18 protein-coding genes are annotated in these 17,156 nt (G+C 72.7%); 1 reads left to right on the top strand and 17 read right to left on the bottom strand.

Going from position 1 to position 17,156, the window contains the following annotated elements:
- Window positions 1–13: 13 nt before the first annotated feature.
- The 3 genes from E4198_RS24280 to pyrR form a co-directional block, all read right to left on the bottom strand.
- Window positions 14–1,300, bottom strand: a complete 1,287-nt coding sequence (locus E4198_RS24280; protein ID WP_136185038.1) for a dihydroorotase — start codon at window positions 1,298–1,300, stop codon at window positions 14–16.
- Window positions 1,297–2,301: an aspartate carbamoyltransferase catalytic subunit gene (locus tag E4198_RS24275; RefSeq protein WP_136185037.1), complete on the bottom strand. Its 1,005-nt coding sequence runs from the start codon at window positions 2,299–2,301 to the stop codon at window positions 1,297–1,299. Before E4198_RS24275 ends, E4198_RS24280 begins: the two co-directional genes overlap by 4 nt.
- 102 nt (window positions 2,302–2,403) lie before the next feature.
- Window positions 2,404–3,006 (bottom strand): bifunctional pyr operon transcriptional regulator/uracil phosphoribosyltransferase PyrR, encoded by a 603-nt coding sequence (gene pyrR / locus E4198_RS24270; RefSeq protein WP_136185036.1) that lies wholly within the window; start codon window positions 3,004–3,006, stop codon window positions 2,404–2,406.
- A gap of 210 nt (window positions 3,007–3,216) precedes the next feature.
- On the opposite strand from pyrR, the gene bldD reads away from it, so the two are divergent.
- On the top strand, window positions 3,217–3,717 hold the full coding sequence (gene bldD / locus E4198_RS24265) for a transcriptional regulator BldD (protein WP_015661809.1): 501 nt from the start codon (window positions 3,217–3,219) through the stop codon (window positions 3,715–3,717).
- A gap of 85 nt (window positions 3,718–3,802) precedes the next feature.
- Here bldD and nusB read toward each other — a convergent pair whose 3' ends face one another.
- The 14 genes from nusB to E4198_RS24195 form a co-directional block, all read right to left on the bottom strand.
- Window positions 3,803–4,228 (bottom strand): transcription antitermination factor NusB, encoded by a 426-nt coding sequence (gene nusB / locus E4198_RS24260; protein WP_027762623.1) that lies wholly within the window; start codon window positions 4,226–4,228, stop codon window positions 3,803–3,805.
- Window positions 4,229–4,230: 2 nt separating this feature from the next.
- Complete coding sequence (efp, locus tag E4198_RS24255; RefSeq protein WP_027762624.1) at window positions 4,231–4,797, bottom strand: elongation factor P; 567 nt, start codon at window positions 4,795–4,797, stop codon at window positions 4,231–4,233.
- Between the two features lie 53 nt (window positions 4,798–4,850).
- Window positions 4,851–5,966, bottom strand: coding sequence for a M24 family metallopeptidase (locus tag E4198_RS24250; protein ID WP_136185035.1), 1,116 nt, complete (start codon window positions 5,964–5,966; stop codon window positions 4,851–4,853).
- 85 nt (window positions 5,967–6,051) lie between these two features.
- Window positions 6,052–6,891, bottom strand: a complete 840-nt coding sequence (locus tag E4198_RS24245) for an AAA family ATPase (protein ID WP_136185034.1) — start codon at window positions 6,889–6,891, stop codon at window positions 6,052–6,054.
- Between the two features lie 140 nt (window positions 6,892–7,031).
- Window positions 7,032–7,478, bottom strand: a complete 447-nt coding sequence (gene aroQ, locus E4198_RS24240) for a type II 3-dehydroquinate dehydratase (protein WP_136185033.1) — start codon at window positions 7,476–7,478, stop codon at window positions 7,032–7,034.
- Window positions 7,475–8,569: a 3-dehydroquinate synthase gene (aroB, locus tag E4198_RS24235; protein WP_136185032.1), complete on the bottom strand. Its 1,095-nt coding sequence runs from the start codon at window positions 8,567–8,569 to the stop codon at window positions 7,475–7,477. Before aroB ends, aroQ begins: the two co-directional genes overlap by 4 nt.
- Window positions 8,566–9,081 (bottom strand): shikimate kinase, encoded by a 516-nt coding sequence (locus E4198_RS24230; RefSeq protein WP_136185031.1) that lies wholly within the window; start codon window positions 9,079–9,081, stop codon window positions 8,566–8,568. The genes aroB and E4198_RS24230 overlap by 4 nt, the downstream gene beginning before the upstream one ends.
- Window positions 9,078–10,262 (bottom strand): chorismate synthase, encoded by a 1,185-nt coding sequence (gene aroC / locus E4198_RS24225; RefSeq protein WP_136185030.1) that lies wholly within the window; start codon window positions 10,260–10,262, stop codon window positions 9,078–9,080. Before aroC ends, E4198_RS24230 begins: the two co-directional genes overlap by 4 nt.
- 121 nt (window positions 10,263–10,383) lie before the next feature.
- Window positions 10,384–11,223 (bottom strand): shikimate dehydrogenase, encoded by an 840-nt coding sequence (locus tag E4198_RS24220; RefSeq protein ID WP_136185029.1) that lies wholly within the window; start codon window positions 11,221–11,223, stop codon window positions 10,384–10,386.
- On the bottom strand, window positions 11,220–13,043 hold the full coding sequence (gene mltG / locus E4198_RS24215; protein WP_136185028.1) for an endolytic transglycosylase MltG: 1,824 nt from the start codon (window positions 13,041–13,043) through the stop codon (window positions 11,220–11,222). The genes E4198_RS24220 and mltG overlap by 4 nt, the downstream gene beginning before the upstream one ends.
- A gap of 125 nt (window positions 13,044–13,168) precedes the next feature.
- Complete coding sequence (gene ruvX / locus E4198_RS24210; protein ID WP_136185027.1) at window positions 13,169–13,633, bottom strand: Holliday junction resolvase RuvX; 465 nt, start codon at window positions 13,631–13,633, stop codon at window positions 13,169–13,171.
- On the bottom strand, window positions 13,633–16,299 hold the full coding sequence (alaS, locus tag E4198_RS24205) for an alanine--tRNA ligase (RefSeq protein WP_136185026.1): 2,667 nt from the start codon (window positions 16,297–16,299) through the stop codon (window positions 13,633–13,635). The genes ruvX and alaS overlap by 1 nt, the downstream gene beginning before the upstream one ends.
- The gene (locus E4198_RS24200) at window positions 16,299–16,625 is read right to left on the bottom strand and encodes a DUF6167 family protein (protein ID WP_136185025.1); all 327 of its coding nucleotides are present in this window, start codon (window positions 16,623–16,625) and stop codon (window positions 16,299–16,301) included. The genes alaS and E4198_RS24200 overlap by 1 nt, the downstream gene beginning before the upstream one ends.
- Window positions 16,626–16,632: 7 nt before the next feature.
- Window positions 16,633–17,067 carry a DUF948 domain-containing protein gene (locus tag E4198_RS24195; RefSeq protein WP_136185024.1) on the bottom strand — a complete coding sequence of 145 codons (435 nt, stop codon included), beginning with the start codon at window positions 17,065–17,067 and terminating at the stop codon, window positions 16,633–16,635.
- Window positions 17,068–17,156: the final 89 nt, after the last annotated feature.

Genomic DNA, 17,156 nt, shown 5'->3' with positions numbered 1-17,156 from the left:
TGGTTCAAGGGGCTCACTGCAGCTTTCCGTCGACGACCGTCGGCGTTCCCCGCAGGAAGGTGTGAGTGACACGTCCGGGCAGCTCACGACCCTGGTAGGGCGTGTTGCGGCTGCGCGAGGCGAAGCCCGCGGGGTCCACCTGACCACGGTATGCCGGGTCGAGGAGGGTCAGGTTGGCGGGCTCACCCGGTGAGACGGGGCGGCCCTGTCCGGCCAGGCGGCCGATGGCCGCGGGTCGGGTGGACATCCGGTCGGCGACGCCCGCCCAGTCCAGCAGGCCGGTGTCGACCATCGTGTGCTGCACCACGGACAGGGCGGTCTCCAGGCCGACCATGCCCATTGCGGCGGCGCCCCACTCGCAGTCCTTGTCCTCGTGCGGGTGCGGGGCGTGGTCGGTCGCCACGCAGTCGATGGTGCCGTCGGCGAGCGCCTCGCGCAGTGCGCGGACATCGGCCTCGGTGCGCAGCGGCGGGTTGACCTTGTAGACCGGGTCGTAGGAGCGGACCAGCTCGTCGGTGAGCAGCAGGTGGTGCGGGGTGACCTCGGCGGTGACGTCCCAGCCCTTGGACTTGGCCCAGCGCACGATCTCCACCGAGCCCGCGGTGGAGAGGTGGCAGATGTGCACCCGGGAGCCGACGTGGGCGGCGAGCAGCACGTCCCGCGCGATGATCGACTCCTCGGCGACGGCCGGCCAGCCGCCGAGGCCGAGTTCGGCGGAGACGACGCCCTCGTTCATCTGGGCGCCCTCGGTGAGCCGCGGCTCCTGGGCGTGCTGGGCGACGACGCCGTCGAACGCCTTCACGTACTCCAGTGCCCGGCGCATGATCACGGCGTCGTCGACGCACTTGCCGTCGTCGGAGAAGACGCGGACCCCGGCGGCGGAGTCGTGCATGGCGCCCAATTCGGCCAGCTGCTTGCCCTCCAGACCGACCGTGACGGCGCCGACGGGCTGCACGTCGCAGTAGCCCGACTCGCGGCCGAGGCGCCACACCTGCTCGACCACGCCGGCGGTGTCGGCGACGGGGAAGGTGTTGGCCATGGCGTGCACGGCGGTGAACCCGCCCATGGCCGCCGCCCGGCTGCCGGTGAGGACGGTCTCGGAGTCCTCCCGGCCGGGTTCGCGCAGGTGGGTGTGCAGGTCGACGAGACCGGGGAGCAGGATCTGCCCGTCGGCGTCGATCACCGGGGCGCCGGTGCCGTCCAGGCCCGTGCCGGTGGCGGCGATCCTGCCGTTCTCGATCAGTACGTCGGTTGGCTCAGCGCCGAGCACGCGGGCCCCGCGGATCAGGGTCTTGCTCATCGGTCGTTCTCCTCGGCGGTGGGTGCTGGCGGTGTCGTGCTGGGCTGGGTGGCGACAGCGGGCTCGCTGCCGCCGAGCAGCAGGTAGAGGACGGCCATCCGGATGCTGACGCCGTTGGTGACCTGTTCCACCGCGGTGCAGCGCGGGGAGTCGGCCACGTCGGCGGTGATCTCCATGCCGCGGTTCATCGGGCCGGGGTGCATCACCAGGGCGTGGGCCGGCATCCGGGCCATGCGCTGTCCGTCGAGGCCGTAGCGGCGGGCGTATTCGCGCTCGGTGGGGAAGAAGGCGGCGTTCATCCGTTCGCGCTGGACGCGCAGCATCATCACGGCGTCGGTCTTGTCCAGGACGGCGTCCAGGTCGTAGCTGACCTCGCAGGGCCAGTGCTCGACGCCGACCGGGACGAGCGTGGGCGGCGCCACGAGGGTGACGTGTGCGCCGAGCGTGCTGAGCAGGTGGACGTTGGAACGGGCGACGCGGCTGTGCAGGATGTCGCCGACGACGGTGATGTGGCGTCCGGCCAGGTCGCGTCCGGTGCCCTCGCCCTCGGACAGGCGACGGCGCATGGTGAAGGCGTCGAGCAGCGCCTGCGTGGGGTGCTCGTGGGTGCCGTCGCCGGCGTTGACGACGCTGCCGCCGATCCATCCGGAGGTGGCGAGGCGGTGCGGGGCGCCGGAGTCGTGGTGGCGGATGACGACGGCGTCGGCGCCCATGGCCTCCAGGGTGAGCGCGGTGTCCTTGAGGGATTCGCCCTTGGAGACCGAGGAGCCCTTGGCGGAGAAGTTGATGACGTCGGCGGACAGCCGCTTGGCCGCGGCCTCGAAGGAGATCCGAGTGCGGGTGGAGTCCTCGAAGAAGAGGTTGACCACGGTGCGGCCGCGCAGCGTGGGGAGCTTCTTGACCGGCCGGTCCGCGACGCGGGCGAGTTCCTCGGCGGTGTCGAGGATCAGTACGGCGTCGTCGCGGGTGAGGTCGGCGGCCGAGATGAGATGACGCTTCATCGGTTGCCTTGTCTGGGTGAGGAGGTGCCGGGCGGAGCTGTTGCCGGCAGCGCGGGGCGGAGGTGGGCCGCGCGCCGTCCGCGGGAGTCGTTCGGCGGGGTGCTAACGCTCGCGGGCCGGGGCGGGCGCGCGGGTACCCAGGAGCACGCCGTCGCGGCCGTCCTCCTCGGTGAGCTGGACTCTGACGGTCTCCCGCAGCGAGGTGGGGAGGTTCTTGCCCACGTAGTCGGCGCGGATCGGCAGCTCGCGGTGGCCGCGGTCCACGAGCACGGCGAGCTGCACCGCGCGCGGTCGTCCGATGTCGCCGAGGGCGTCGAGTGCGGCGCGGATGGTGCGGCCGGAGAAGAGCACGTCGTCGACCAGGACGACGAGACGTCCGTCGACGCCGTCCGCGGGGATCTCGGTGCGCGCGAGGGCACGCGCGGGCCGCATCCGCAGGTCGTCGCGGTACATGGTGATGTCGAGGGAGCCGACGGGCACGGTGCGGCCGGTGATCTCCTCGAGCTTGACGGCCAGCCTGCGGGCGAGGAAGACGCCGCGAGTGGGGATGCCGAGCAGCACGACGTCGTCGGCGCCCTTGGCGCGTTCGACGATCTCGTGCGCGATGCGGGTGAGGACCCGCGCGATGTCCGGCGCCTCGAGGACGGGGCGCGGCGCAGCGGGACGGTCGTCGCCCGCCGCCGTCGGACCGGTGGTGGTGTCCATGCGAAAAGGACCTCCTTCTCCGCCTCACGGGACGGTTCTTAAAGGACGTCTGAGGTTGTGCGCCGCCCAGAGTAGCAGCCCTGCCTGCGCTGTCCTGTCGGGGGCGGGTATTCGACCTGATCGGACGCAGCGGGCTCCGTTCGGCTTGACGGCGCACATTACGCTGCGTAATCTCACAGTGAGTTACCAAGACTTCGTCCGGGGAGCCCTATGTCCAGCGAATACGCCAAACAGCTCGGAGCCAAGCTCCGGGCCATCCGCACTCAGCAAGGCCTCTCGCTCCATGGTGTCGAGGAGAAGTCCCAGGGGCGCTGGAAGGCCGTCGTGGTCGGCTCGTACGAGCGCGGCGACCGCGCCGTGACCGTACAGCGTCTCGCCGAGCTGGCGGACTTCTACGGCGTCCCGGTGCAGGAGCTGCTTCCGGGCACCACGCCGGGCGGGGCCGCAGAGCCGCCGCCGAAGCTGGTCCTCGACCTGGAGCGGCTGGCCCACGTGCCGGCGGAGAAGGCCGGCCCGCTGCAGCGGTACGCGGCCACCATCCAGAGCCAGCGCGGTGACTACAACGGCAAGGTCCTGTCGATCCGGCAGGACGACCTGCGCACCCTCGCGGTGATCTACGACCAGTCCCCCTCGGTACTGACCGAACAGCTGATCAGCTGGGGCGTGCTGGACGCGGACGCGCGGCGCGCGGTCTCGCACGAGGAGGCCTGAGCAAACGCCGTGGGGCCCGGGAAGCCGGTGGCTTCCCGGGCCCCACGCGTATCCGGTGCGGCGTGTGACGGCCTCCGTGCTCCCGTCAGCGGCGCAGGCTCGGGCCGAGGTCCTTCAGCCGGCCGAGGAGCCCGTTGACGAACGACGGCGAGTCGTCGGTGGAGAACTCCTTCGCGAGCTGCACGGCCTCGTCCAGCACGACCGCGTCGGGCGTCTCCTCCGACCACAGCAGCTCGTACGCGCCGAGCCGCAGGATGCTGCGGTCCACGTCCGGCATGCGGTCCAGTGTCCAGCCCACCGAGTAGGTCGACAGGAGCTCGTCGATGCGCTCCGCGTGCTCGGCGTACCCCTCGACCAGCTCCATGGTGTACTCGCCGACCGGCGGCTGCCGGGGGTCGGACCGTGCATGCCGGATCCAGTCGGCGAGGACGTCCGTCACGGCGCTGCCGCGCTGGTCGGCCTCGAAGAGGATCTGGAAGGCGCGTTTCCGCGCCTTGTTGCGGGCTGCCACGGTTAGCTGTTCACCCGGCCGAGGTAGTCGCCGGTGCGGGTGTCGACCTTGATCTTCTCACCCGTGGTGATGAACAGGGGTACGCCGACCTCGTAACCGGTCTCCAGGCGGGCGGGCTTGGAACCGCCGGTGGAGCGGTCGCCCTGCACACCGGGCTCGGTGTGCTCGATGACCAGCTCGACGGCGGCGGGCAGCTCCACGAAGAGCGGGTTGCCCTGGTACATCGCCACGGTGGCCTCGAAGCCCTCGATGAGGTAGTTCGCGGCGGTGCCGACGACCTCGCGAGTGATGTGGATCTGGTCGAAGGTGTCCATGTCCATGAAGACGAAGTACTCGCCGTCCATGTACGAGAACTGCATGCCGCGGCGGTCCACGGTGGCCGTCTCGACCTTCGTGCCGGCGTTGAACGTCTTGTCGACGGTCTTGCCGGAGAGCACGTTCTTCAGCTTGGTGCGGACGAAAGCGGGGCCCTTGCCGGGCTTGACGTGCTGGAACTCGACGACGGACCAGAGCTGGTCGCCTTCGAGCTTGAGCACCATGCCGTTCTTGAGGTCGTTCGTGGTGGCCACGGTGGCGGAATCTCCTACAGACTGCTGCGGGTGCGCGAGCGCGGGCCCCAGCGCTACAGGGCCAGCAGCTCCTTGGTCGTGATCGTGAGCAACTCGGGCCCGCCGTCCGCCGACGGGCGGACGACGAGTGTGTCGTCGAGCCGGACTCCGCCCCGTCCCGGGAGGTGGACTCCCGGTTCGACGGTGACCGGCACACGATCGTCCAGTTTACTCATGACGCCGGGGGCCAGCCGAGGGTCCTCTCCGATTTCCAGTCCCACCCCGTGGCCGGTGGCGGGGCCGAGGGCGTCGCCGTATCCGGCGGCGTCGAGGACCTGCCGGGTGACGCGGTCGACCTCGCGGCAGGGGATGCCGGGCAGCAGCGCCTCCCGCCCGGCGCGCTGAGCGGCGAAGACCAGCTCGTACAGCTCGATCTGCCAGTCGGAGGGTGCCGTCCCGATGACGAAGGTGCGCCCGATCCGGCAGCGGTATCCGCGGTAGCGGGCGCCGAGGCACACCGACAGGAAGTCGCCCTCCTCGACGCGCCGGTCGGTGGGCAGGTGGCCGGCGAGACCGGCGTGGCCGCCGGTGGCCACGGATGTGGGGAAGGCCGGGCCCTCGGCGCCGTGGTCGATGAGCCGGCGTTCGAGTTCCAGGGCGAGGTGGCGTTCGGTGCGGCCGACGAGTATGGACTCGAGCAGTTCGCCGAGGGCGTGGTCGGTGATCTCCGCGGCGATCCGGAGCGCGGCGATCTCCTCCTCGTCCTTCACCAGCCGCTGCTGTTCGACGGTGCAGGTCAGCGCGGTCAGGCCGAGGCCGGGGGCGGCGGTGGCCAGAGCACGGTGGCGGGCCACAGTCAGGTCGTGCTCCTCGACGGCCAGCGAGTCCGCTCCGGCCCGGGCCGCGAGGGCGGCGGCGGTGACCGCGCCGTCCTCGTCAGCGGCGGCCGGGGCTTGTAGCTGGAGGCTGCGCTCCCCGGAGACGAGCTGACCGGCGGGGGCGAGTTCGGCGGGGACGACGAGCGTGTCGCGCCCGCCGGGGGCGAGAAGCAGCACGGCCCCTGGGACGGCGCTGCCGGTCAGGTAGCGGACGTTGGCCGCGCGGGTGACGAGGACCGCGCACGCCGCGCCGCCGTGCGCCGCGCAGCGCTCCCGCAGTCGGGAGCGCCGGAGCAAGTGCACGTCGGACATACCGCGAGCCTACGGTTCACGGCGGCGCGGGGCCGTCCGGGAGGGGCCGTGCGGGCGACGGACGCTGAGGCCCCGGCGCGCGCGGCTACCAGGAGGGCGGGCTGGCCAGGCTGCGGGCGACCACGTCGTCCAGCATCCGCGCGGTGGTGGCGACGTCCTGCCGGGAGTTGTCGATGATGGGCAGCCCGGAGCCGTACCAGCCGGCCATGCGGCCGTGGATGTGGGCGACCTCCTCGTCGCTGAGCCGCCGGTTGCCGGTGCGTTCGGCGTTGCGTTCCAGCACGACGTCCAGGCCGGGGAGGACCACGACCGGGATGAGCCCGGGCCCGACGTGGCGCTTCCAGCCGCCGAGGCCGACGACCGGCCGGTCGGGGAAGACGGCGTCGTCCAGGATGCAGGAGATGCCGTTGGCCAGGAAGTTGCGGGCGGCGAATCCGCAGGTGCGGCGGGCGAGCCGGTACTGCGCCTCGGAGTGGTCGTTCCAGCCGGACTGGGGGTCGGCGAAACCGGACCGGACCCATTCGCGGACGTCGTCGAGACTGATGTGCGCGGTCGGGACGGGCCGGCGGTCGGCCCAGTGGCGCGCCACGGTGGTCTTGCCCGCGCCGGCGGGCCCGATGAGCAGCACCGCGACCGCCGCGCGGGCGGCATCCAGTGCCGCAGGGTCACGGCCGGGGGGCGGCAGCGGAACGGGGTCGCCGGCGGGCAGGCGTACGTGGCCGGTGGCGCCGTCGGCGGGCGGCGGGGCGGGGGCGGGCGGCGGGGCGGGGGCGGGCGGCGGGGGCTGCGCCGGCCCGCCGACCCAGCCGGGCTGGGGTGGCGGCGGCACGGGCGGGTGACCGGGGTGCGGCACCTGTCCCCCGTGCGGGTGACCCGGCGCGGGCCCCGAGGGTGGAAACGGCTGCTGCGTCCCGTACTGCTGCATCCGCTCCCCTGTCCGTCAACTCTGTGATTGTCACAGGTGTTTGATTGTCGGATACCGAACGGTACCCTCCCCCGTCGCCCGCGCGTGTGGGCGGGCGCCCTTCCGGCCGGCGCGCGGCCGGGGTCACGTGCGCGGCGCGTTCAGTCGCGGAGCAGGTCCGCGAGGGCGCGCAGCGCGAGTTCGTAGGAGCCGACGCCGAAGCCGGCGACCGTGCCGTCGGCCACGGCCGCCACGACCGAGGTGTGCCGGAACTCCTCGCGGGCGTGCGGATTGGAGAGGTGCACTTCGACCAGCGGCGCGGTGCGCTGCGCGGCGGCGTCCCGCATGCCGTACGAGTAGTGGGTGAACGCGCCGGGGTTGAGCGCCACGGGCGTGGCGCGGTCCGCGGCCTCATGCAGCCAGCGGATCATCTCCCCCTCGTCGTTGGTCTCCCGCACCTCCACCGCCAGGCCCAGTTCCCCGCCCAGTTCGGTGCAGCGGCGCACCAGCCCGGCGTAGGAGGTGGTGCCGTAGACGTCGGGTTCACGGGAGCCCAGCCGGCCGAGGTTCGGCCCGTTGAGGACAAGAACCTCGCGCGCGGGGCTCACGCGGCGATCTCCGCGTGCGCGGCGAGCAGCATCGCCGGATCGGGACCTTCGAGCACCGCGGGCCGTGCGAGACCCTCCAGGACGATGAAGCGCAGCAGGTCGCCGCGGGACTTCTTGTCGACCCTCATGGTCTCCAGCAGCCGGGGCCACTGATCGCCGCGGTAGGTGACAGGCAGTCCGACGGAGGTGAGGACCGCGCGGTGCCGGTCGGCGGTGGCGTCGTCCAGCCGCCCGGCGATCCGGCCGAGTTCGGCGGCGAAGACCATGCCGACGGCGACGGCGGCTCCGTGCCGCCACTCGTAGCGCTCGTTCTTCTCGATGGCGTGCGCGAGGGTGTGGCCGTAGTTGAGGATCTCGCGGCGGCCGGACTCCTTCAGGTCGCCGGAGACGACGTCCGCCTTGACCTGGATGGAGCGGCGCAGCAGTTCCGTGGTGTGCCGCCCGGCGGGCGTGCGGGCGGCCTCCGGGTCCTTCTCGATGAGGTCGAGGATGACCGGGTCGGCGATGAAGCCGGCCTTGATGATCTCGGCGAGTCCGCTGACGTAGTCGTGGACGGGCAGGGACTCCAGGGCGGCGAGGTCGCACAGCACGCCGGCGGGCGGGTGGAAGGCGCCGACGAGGTTCTTGCCCTCGGCGGTGTTGATGCCGGTCTTCCCGCCGACGGCGGCGTCGACCATGCCGAGGACGGTGGTGGGCACGGCGATCCAGCGCACGCCGCGCAGCCAGCTGGCGGCGACGAAGCCCGCCAGATCGGTGGTGGCGCCGCCGCCGACGCCGACGATGACGTCGGTGCGGGTGAAGCCGGTCTGACCCAGGGCCTTCCAGCAGTAGGCGGCGACCTCGGCGGTCTTGGCCTCCTCCGCGTTCGGCACCTGGACGGCGACCGCTTCGTAGCCCTGGTCGGCGAGGTCCTGCCGGAGCACGTCGCCGGTCTCGGCGAGCGCCTCGGGGTGGAGGACGGCGACCCTTTTCGCCTTCTCCCCGATCAGCTTCGGGAGTTCGCCGAGCAGCTGCCGTCCGATGAGCACGTCGTAGGGCGCGGTCCCCGCACTGCCGCCGACAGTGATCCGCTGCGTGTCGTCGGTGTTCATGCCTGCTTGAGCTCCAATGCGTCGAGGACGGCCTGCGCGACCTCTTCGGGGGTGCGGTCGTCCGTGCCGACGACGGCACGGGCGACCTCGGTGTAGAGGGGGCGGCGCTTCTCCATCAGCTCGCGCCACTGCTTGCGCGGGTTGACGGTGAGCAGCGGACGGGGCGCGTCGAGGCCGACCCGGCGCACCGCCGAGGCGAGGGACATGTCGAGGAAGACGACGGGCAGCCCGGCGAGCAGCGCGCGGGTCTCCTCGGCGAGGACCGCGCCGCCGCCGAGCGAGAGCACGCCGTCGTGTTCGGCCAGGGCGGCGGCGACAGCGGCGCGTTCGAGGGAGCGGAAGTGCGGTTCGCCGTCGTCGAAGAAGATCTCGGGGATCTCCTTGCCGGCCTGCCGTGCGACATCGTCGTCGGTGTCGCGGAGGGCGACCTGGAGGCGTGCGGCGAGAACGGCGGCGACGGTGGACTTGCCGGCGCCGGGCGGGCCGACGAGGACGACGACGGGCCCGGTCACCGGATCTCCAGGTTGTCGAGGTAGCCGGTGACGTTGCGGCGGGTCTCGGCGACGCTGTCGCCGCCGAACTTCTCCGCCACCGCGTCGGCGAGGACCAGGGCGGTCATGGCCTCGGCGACGATACCCGCGGCGGGCACGGCGCACACGTCGGAACGCTGGTGGTGGGCAACGGCGGGCTCGCCGGTGGTGACGTCCACGGTCGCCAGGGCGCGGGGCACGGTGGCGATGGGCTTCATCGCCGCGCGCACGCGCAGCAGTTCGCCGGTGGACAGGCCCCCCTCGGTGCCGCCGGAGCGGCCGGAGGTGCGGCGGATGCCCTGGTCGGTGCGGGTGATCTCGTCGTGCGCCTGGGAGCCGGGGACGCGGGCGAGGTCGAAGCCGTCGCCGAGTTCGACGCCCTTGATGGCCTGGATGCCCATCAGCGCGCCGGCCAGCCGGGCATCCAGGCGCCGGTCCCAGTGCACGTGCGAGCCGAGGCCCACGGGCACGCCGTAGGCGAGGACCTCGACGACGCCGCCGAGGGTGTCGCCGTCCTTGTGGGCCTGGTCGATCTCGCCGACCATCGCCTCGCTCGCCGCGGTGTCGAGGCAGCGCACGGGGTCGGCGTCGAGCCGTTCCACGTCCGAGGGCACGGGGACCACGCCGTACGGGGCCCGGGCCGCGCCGAGTTCGACCACGTGGGAGACCAGTTCGATGCCAGCGGTCTCCTTCAGGTAGGAGCGGGCAACGGTGCCGAGGGCGACGCGTGCGGCGGTCTCCCGGGCGCTGGCCCGCTCGAGTACGGGCCGTGCCTCGTCGAAGCCGTACTTCTGCATGCCGGCCAGGTCGGCGTGGCCGGGGCGGGGCCGGGTCAGCGGGGCGTTGCGGGCGAGTGCGGCGAGTTCGTCGGCGTCGACCGGATCGGCGGCCATCACCTTCTCCCACTTGGGCCACTCGGTGTTGCCGACCATGATCGCGACCGGGGAGCCCAGGGTGCGGCCGTGCCGGACGCCGCCGAGGAAGGTGACCTCGTCGCGCTCGAACTTCATCCGGGCGCCCCGTCCGTACCCGAGGCGGCGGCGCGCCAAGGCGTCCGCGACCATGTCCGTGGTCACGGGCACGCCGGAGGGCAGGCCCTCCAGCGTCGCCACCAGTGCGGGTCCGTGCGACTCCCCGGCCGTCAGCCAGCGCAACCTGCTCAAAGGTGCTCCTCCGTCTCGCGCCCCGGAGCGGGTGTCCGGGCGCTCACGTCGTCCTCGTCTTGATCCTCCCACGCCCCGCCCGTCCGGCGAGTGCCGGTCCGGGTGCCGGACGACGGGCGTGTCAGCTCCCCGGCGCCCCGCGCCGGGCGAGGGCGGTCCCGCCCGCCGCACGCATCGCGGCGAGCGGCGCGGGGGCGCGACCGGTCATCTGCTCGACCTGCAGCACCGCCTGGTGCACGAGGAGGTCGAGTCCGCCGACGACCGTGCCGCCGGCCTTGTCCCAGGCTGCGGCGAGCGGGGTGGGCCAGGGGTCGTAGAGCACGTCGAAAAGGGTCCCGGGGTGCTCGGTCACCGAGGCCGCCAGGTGGTCGGCGGCGCGGGCCGGGGTGGTGGCGACGACCAGCGGCGCGTCCAGCCCTTCGGCCGCGTCGCGCCAGGGACGGGGCCGCACGTCGACGCCGAGGCGTTCGCCCCAGCCGCGCATCTCCTCCGCGCGGGCGTCGCTGCGCACGTAGGCCGCCACGGGGCCGGTGCACACCTGGGACAGCGCGGCAAGTGCGGAGGAGGCCGTGGCGCCCGCCCCGAGCACGGTGGCCCGTTCGATCCGGCCGACGCCGCGTTCCCGCAGGGCGGCGACCATGCCGGGGATGTCGGTGTTGTCGCCGACGCGGCGGCCGTCGGCCCGGAAGACCACCGTGTTGACGGCCTCCACCGATGCGGCCGTGGCGCTGACCTCGTCGAGCAGAGGGATCACCGCCCGCTTCAGCGGCATGGTCAGTGACAGGCCGGCCCACTCCTCGCCGAGGCCGGCGAGGAAGGACCGCAGGTCCTCCTCGCCCACCTCGAACCGCTCGTAGGTCCAGTCAGTGAGCCCGAGGGCGGCGTAGGCGGCCCGGTGCAGTTCGGGCGAGAGGGAGTGCCCGATCGGCGTGCCGAGCACAGCCGCCCGCCGCACCGTCACTGCTGGGCCTCCTCGTACTTCCGGACGTTGCGCCGGTGCTCCTCGTAGGTGTCCGAGAAGACGGTGTTGTCCTCGGTGATCGAGACGAAGTAGAACCAGTCGCCCTCGGCCGGGTCGAGCGCGGCGTCGATCGCCTCCTGGCCGGGGCTGTTGATGGGGCCGGGCGGCAGGCCCTTCTTGGCGTACGTGTTGTACGGGTGGTCGAACTTCGCCATGGCGCTCGGCGACGGCACGTGCAGCGTCGACTGGTTCTTGGCGAAGTTGTACGTCGAGTCGAACTGCAGGTAGCCGTTGGTCTCGGTGTTGTCGGGCTTCAGGCGGTTGTAGACGACGCGGGACACCTTCACGAAGTCGCGCTGGTACTTGCCCTCCGCCTGCACCAGGCTCGCGACGGTGAGGACGTCCAGCGGGGAGTCCAGCCCGAGGGTGTCCGCCTGGCCCTTCAGATCGGCCTTCTCGTAGTGGGCGTCGGCGCGCGCGACCATCTTGCGCAGGACGTCGGCGGGATCGGAGTCCTCGGTCACGCTGTACCGGGAGGGGTAGAGGAAGCCCTCGACGCGCCCGTCGGCCCACTCGGGCAGGCCCAGTTCGCCGGATTCGGCCGCCTTCTCGGTGGTGCCCTTCTCGGAGCCGGTGCGTTCGTCGATCATCTCGAAGACGCGGGAGGCGCGCAGCCCTTCGGGGACGATCAGGCTGCTCTGGCTGGCCGGGTCGAGCATCATGTCGATGGCCGCGTCCGCGGACATCTCCTTGCGCAGCGTGTAGAAGCCGGGCTGGACCGACTGGGCTTTGTCGCCGTCGCCGGCGGAGGCCTCGACGAACGCCTGGCCGCTCTTGACGACCCCGGCCTCCTTGAGCGCGGTGCCCATGTCGGCGACGGAGGAGCCGTCCGGGATCTCCACCTGGACCTGGCCGGTGCCGTCGCCGCTGTAGTCCGGGGCGGCGGCGAAGTGCGACTGGTAGAAGCCGTAGCCGAACCAGGCGGCGGCGCCGAGCACCCCGCCCAGCAGCAGGATCACCACGAGGCAGGCGGCGCCGCTGCGGCGCTTGGTGCCGCCGCGCTTGGTGCCACCGCGTTTGCGGCCGCCGCCCCGGCCCGTGCCGGAGTCGTCCTCGGCGTAGCGGTCGTCGTCCTCGTCGTCTCCGCCGAAGAAAGCGCTTTCGCCCTGGTCGGGGCCGGGGTCCCAGCCCGTCTCCGGATCGGGGCCGGTGCGTGGGAGGCCGCTGCCGCGGCCGACGGGGGCCCCTGCGGGGCCGTCGGGGCCGGACTCCGGGGAGACGGCCTCCATGCCGTACGGGTCGGTGGCGCCCAGGTCGTGCGGGTCACCGGGCTGCCCTGTATGCGGGCCGTGCGGAGAACCGGTGTCCCAGGCGCCGTGCCCGGGGTGGCCGCCGTGCGCTCCATAGGGCTGCCCGCCCTGCTGGTAGGGGTCGGCCGGCGGCACCGGCTGTTGCCAGCCGGTGTCGTGCGGGCCCGGCTGCTGGTGGCCGGGAACGCCCTGGCCGCCGTAGCCGGGCTTCGCGTGCGCCTGCGGTCCGCCGCCCGGGTGACCGCCGTAGTGCGGCCCGGGGAACCCGGCGTCGGGGTACGGCGCGTCGGGGTAGCCGCCGGCCGGGTGGCCCCCGGCGGCGTAGGTCTCGCCCGGGTAGCCGCCCTGGGCGTACTGCCCGGTGGCGTAGGGGTCCGCGTACGGGTCGGCCTGCTGGTCCCAGTCGCCGGAAGGGCCGGCCTGCTGTCCACCGTGCCATCCCTGGTCCCCGTACAGGGGGTCTTCCGGGTGCCACGGTTCGGAGCCGGGGCCCCGGCCATAGTCAGTCATCGATCCCCTTGCGCCGCCAAGCGGCAGCGGTGGTGTGCGCGATTACCGCGCGGTCCGTTCGGCGGTCCGTCCGGGGAGACGGTGTTCGAACGTCCGGCGTCGCGCCGCACGTTACCGTATCGCGATCAGATGACCACTTCGACGCACTGCCCCGGCGGCCCGCCCGACGTCCGTTCGGTCTCCAGGGCGCTCTGGAGGATGACCACGGCTGCCGCCTGGTCGATCCGGGAGCGGCCCTTCTTCGCGCTGACCCCGGAGGCGCGCATGCCCTGCGCGGCGGTGACGGTGCTCATCCGCTCGTCGACCAGCCGCACCGGCACCGGGTGGACGTTCCCGGCCAGCCGCGTGGCGAATGCACGGACCTTGGCCGCGGCGGGCCCCTCGCCTCCGCTGAGCGAACGCGGGAGGCCCACGACGACCTCGAGCGGCTCGTACTCCGCCACGAGCGCGGCGAGCCGCCGCTGGGCCGCCGGGACGTCGCGCCCCGGTACGGTCTCCACGGGCGTGGCCAGCATCCCGTCGGGGTCGCTCGAGGCGACCCCGATCCGGGCATCGCCGACATCGACGGCGAGGCGCCTGCCGCGCCGCATCAGCCGGCCTCGGCGACCAGCCGCTCCACGGCGGCCATGGCCTCGGTGACGGCCTCCGGGTTCTGCCCGCCGCCCTGGGCGACGTCCGGCTTGCCGCCGCCTCCGCCGCCGAGGGTCTTGGCGGCGGCGCGGACCAGGTCGCCCGCGCGCAGCCCGCGGTCGCGGGCTGCGGCGTCGGTGGCGACCACGGTCAGCGGGCGGCCGTTCGTCACGGTGAACAGGGCGACGACGGCGGGCCGGCCCGCCAGGCGCTGCCGCACGTCCAGCACGAGGGTGCGCAGGTCGTCGGCGGTGGTGCCGTCCGGCACCCGTCCGACGGCCAGTGCGGTGCCGCGGACATCCTTGGCGCCCTCGGCCAGCCCGGCGGCGGCCTGGAGCACCTTCTCGGCGCGGAAGCGCTCGATCTCCTTCTCGGCGTCCTTGAGCCGGCCGAGCACGCCGGAGATCTTCTCCGGCAGCTCCTCCGGCCGCCCCTTGACCAGTTCGGTGAGCTGGGAGACCACGGTGTGCTCGCGGGCGAGGAAGCGGTAGGCATCGACGCCGACGAGGGCCTCCACGCGGCGCACGCCGGAGCCGATGGAGGACTCGCCGAGCAGCTTGACCAGTCCGAGCTGTGCGGTGTTGTGCACGTGTGTGCCGCCGCACAGCTCCTTGGAGAAGTCGCCGATGGTCACCACGCGGACCTGCTCGCCGTACTTCTCGCCGAACTCGGCGAGCGCGCCCTGCTTCTTGGCGTCGGCGATGGACATCACCTCGGCGGTGACGTCGAGTTCGCGGGCCAGCACCTCGTTGATCTTCTGTTCGACGTCGGTGAGCACCGTGCCGGGCACGGCGTTCGGCGAGCCGAAGTCGAAGCGGAAGCGGCCCGGGGAGTTCTCCGAACCGGCCTGGGCGGCTGTCGGGCCGAGGGCGTCGCGCAGCGCCTGGTGGGTGAGGTGGGTGGCGCTGTGGGCGCGGGCGATGGAACGGCGGCGTGCGAGGTCGATGACGCAGTGGACCGACGCGCCGACGGTGACCTCGCCGACCTGGACGACGCCCTTGTGCACGCTGACCCCGGGCACCGGCTGCTGTACGTCGCGGACCTCGACGACGGCGCCGGTCTCGAGGCGGATCCTCCCGGTGTCGGCGAGTTGGCCGCCGCCCTCCGCGTAGAACGGGGTGCGGTCGAGCACGACCTCCACCTCGTCGCCCTCGTGGGCGGCGGGGGCGGAGGCGCCGTCGACGAGCAGGCCGACGACGGTGGACTCGCCCTCGGTGTCGGTGTAGCCGGTGAAGACGGTGGTGCCGGAGGCGTCGGCGACGGCGCGGTAGGCGGACAGGTCGGCGTGACCGGTCTTCTTGGCGCGGGCGTCGGCCTTCGCGCGGTCCCGCTGCTCCTTCATCAGGCGGCGGAAGCCGTCCTCGTCCACGGACAGGCCCTGCTCGGCGGCCATCTCCAGGGTGAGGTCGATGGGGAATCCCCAGGTGTCGTGGAGCAGGAACGCCTTGTCGCCGGCCAGCACCTTCCCGCCGCCGGCACGGGTCTCGGTGACGGCGGTGTCCAGGATGTTGGTGCCGGCCTTGAGGGTCTTGAGGAAGGCGGCCTCCTCGGCGAGGGCGACGGTCTCGATCCGCCTGCGGTCCTCGGCCAGCTCCGGGTACTGCGGGCTCATGGCCTTGATCACGGTGTCGGTCAGCTCGCCGACGGTGGGACCGGTGGCACCGAGGATGCGCATGTTGCGGATGGCGCGGCGCATGATGCGGCGCAGCACGTAGCCGCGCCCCTCGTTGCCGGGGGTGACGCCGTCACCGATGAGCATGACGGCGGTGCGGACGTGGTCGGCGACCACGCGCAGCGAGACGTCGGCGGCGTCCTTCTCCCCGTAGGTCGTACCGGTGAGTTCGCCGGCCCTGTCGATGACCATGCGGGAGGTGTCGATCTCGTACAGGTTATGCACGCCCTGCAGGATCATCGCCAGGCGTTCGAGGCCGAGGCCGGTGTCGATGTTCTTGGTGGGCAGCTCGCCGAGGATCTCGAAGTCGGTCTTGCCCGTGCCCTCGCCGCGGACGTACTGCATGAAGACCAGGTTCCAGATCTCCACGTAGCGCTCGTCGTTGACGGCTGGGCCGCCCTCCTCGCCGAACTCCGGGCCCCGGTCGTAGTTGATCTCCGAGCAGGGTCCGCAGGGGCCGGGGACGCCCATGGACCAGTAGTTCTCCTCCATGCCGAGACGCTGGATGCGCTCGGCCGGCACGCCGACGTCCTCGCGCCAGATGCGCTCGGCCTCGTCGTCGTCGGTGTAGACGGTGATCCACAGCCGCTCCGGGTCCAGCCCGTAGCCGCCGTCCTCGACGGAGGAGGTGAGCAGTTCCCAGGCGAGCGTGGCGGCACCCTGCTTGAAGTAGTCGCCGAAGGAGAAGTTGCCGCACATCTGGAAGAAGGTGCCGTGCCGGGTGGTCTTCCCGACCTCCTCGATGTCCGGCGTCCGCACGCACTTCTGCACGCTGACGGCGCGGTTGTACGGCGCGGTGGACTCGCCGAGGAAGTACGGCTTGAAGGGGACCATGCCCGCGTTGACGAGCAGCAGCGTCGGGTCGTCCGCGATCAGCGACGCCGACGGCACGACGGTGTGCCCCCGCTCCTCGAAGAAGCGCAGCCAGCGGCGGCGGATTTCAGCCGACTCCATCAGTGGTCCTCATTCCGGTCGTAACGGTCGACGGTGGTCGTGCCCGGCAACGGCCTGCGGGCGGTGCGGGCGGGAAGTTCGGGGTGGTCGGCGTCGGGCGACGCCTGGAGGCCGAGCGCGTCGGTGAGTTCGTCCTCGCGCTGCGCCATGCCCGCACGCACGTCGAGCGCGAACTCCCGGACGCGGTGGCCGGTCTCGACCGCCTTGTCAGCGGCGCGGGCCGCGAGCGAGTCGGGCGCGAGGCTGCGCAGCTTGCGGTTGACCTTGGTGGTGGCCCACACGCCGGCTGCGGCGCCGGTGGTGAACCAGAAGGCGCGTCGGAACATGGCGTGATCAGCTCTTTCGGCGGGTCGAGCGGCCGCCCTTGCGCGCGGCGGGCAGCGTACGGCCGGGGACGACGTTGCGGGGCGGCGGCGCGGGCTCGCCGCGGCGCCGCAGGGCACGGCGCACGCCGTAGCCGAACGAGGCCACCTTGACCAGCGGCCCGCCGAAGACCGTGGAGACCGTGGTGGACAGCGCGTTGGCGTTGGAGGTGACCTCCTGGACGTCGGACGCGATCGAGTCGACCCGTTCCAGCTGCGACTGCGCGGAGCGCACCGTCTCCGACGCCTCGGACAGCAGGGGGACCGCTCGTTCGGTCACGCCCGTCACCAGCTTGGTCGCCGCCTTGAGCGTCTGGGCGAGCCTCACCAGCACCACGGCGAGGAACGACACCAGGATCGCCCAGAAGACCGCCACCAGCAGACCGGCCACTTCACCACCGGACACGCTGCACCGCTTCCCTCGGTTCTCGTTCTGGGTCGGCCGTCGCCCGGTGGGTGCGGTCCGCTCCGGGCGTTACGGCAGGTACCGAGCCT

The sequence above is a fragment of the Streptomyces sp. RKND-216 genome, from assembly GCF_004795255.1.
Classification (GTDB): domain Bacteria; phylum Actinomycetota; class Actinomycetes; order Streptomycetales; family Streptomycetaceae; genus Streptomyces; species Streptomyces hazeniae.
This window is presented reverse-complemented; position numbering and strand designations above follow the sequence as displayed.

What these genes read in the sequence shown, in the direction of transcription:
- E4198_RS24280 (WP_136185038.1), bottom strand. Translation starts at nt 1,300, where the DNA reads ATGAGCAAGACCCTGATCCGCGGGGCCCGCGTGCTCGGCGCTGAGCCA.
- E4198_RS24275 (WP_136185037.1), bottom strand. Translation starts at nt 2,301, where the DNA reads ATGAAGCGTCATCTCATCTCGGCCGCCGACCTCACCCGCGACGACGCC.
- pyrR (WP_136185036.1), bottom strand. Translation starts at nt 3,006, where the DNA reads ATGGACACCACCACCGGTCCGACGGCGGCGGGCGACGACCGTCCCGCT.
- bldD (WP_015661809.1), top strand. Translation starts at nt 3,217, where the DNA reads ATGTCCAGCGAATACGCCAAACAGCTCGGAGCCAAGCTCCGGGCCATC.
- E4198_RS24250 (WP_136185035.1), bottom strand. Translation starts at nt 5,966, where the DNA reads ATGTCCGACGTGCACTTGCTCCGGCGCTCCCGACTGCGGGAGCGCTGC.
- E4198_RS24245 (WP_136185034.1), bottom strand. Translation starts at nt 6,891, where the DNA reads ATGCAGCAGTACGGGACGCAGCAGCCGTTTCCACCCTCGGGGCCCGCG.
- aroB (WP_136185032.1), bottom strand. Translation starts at nt 8,569, where the DNA reads ATGAACACCGACGACACGCAGCGGATCACTGTCGGCGGCAGTGCGGGG.
- mltG (WP_136185028.1), bottom strand. Translation starts at nt 13,043, where the DNA reads ATGACTGACTATGGCCGGGGCCCCGGCTCCGAACCGTGGCACCCGGAA.
- ruvX (WP_136185027.1), bottom strand. Translation starts at nt 13,633, where the DNA reads ATGCGGCGCGGCAGGCGCCTCGCCGTCGATGTCGGCGATGCCCGGATC.
- alaS (WP_136185026.1), bottom strand. Translation starts at nt 16,299, where the DNA reads ATGGAGTCGGCTGAAATCCGCCGCCGCTGGCTGCGCTTCTTCGAGGAG.
- E4198_RS24200 (WP_136185025.1), bottom strand. Translation starts at nt 16,625, where the DNA reads ATGTTCCGACGCGCCTTCTGGTTCACCACCGGCGCCGCAGCCGGCGTG.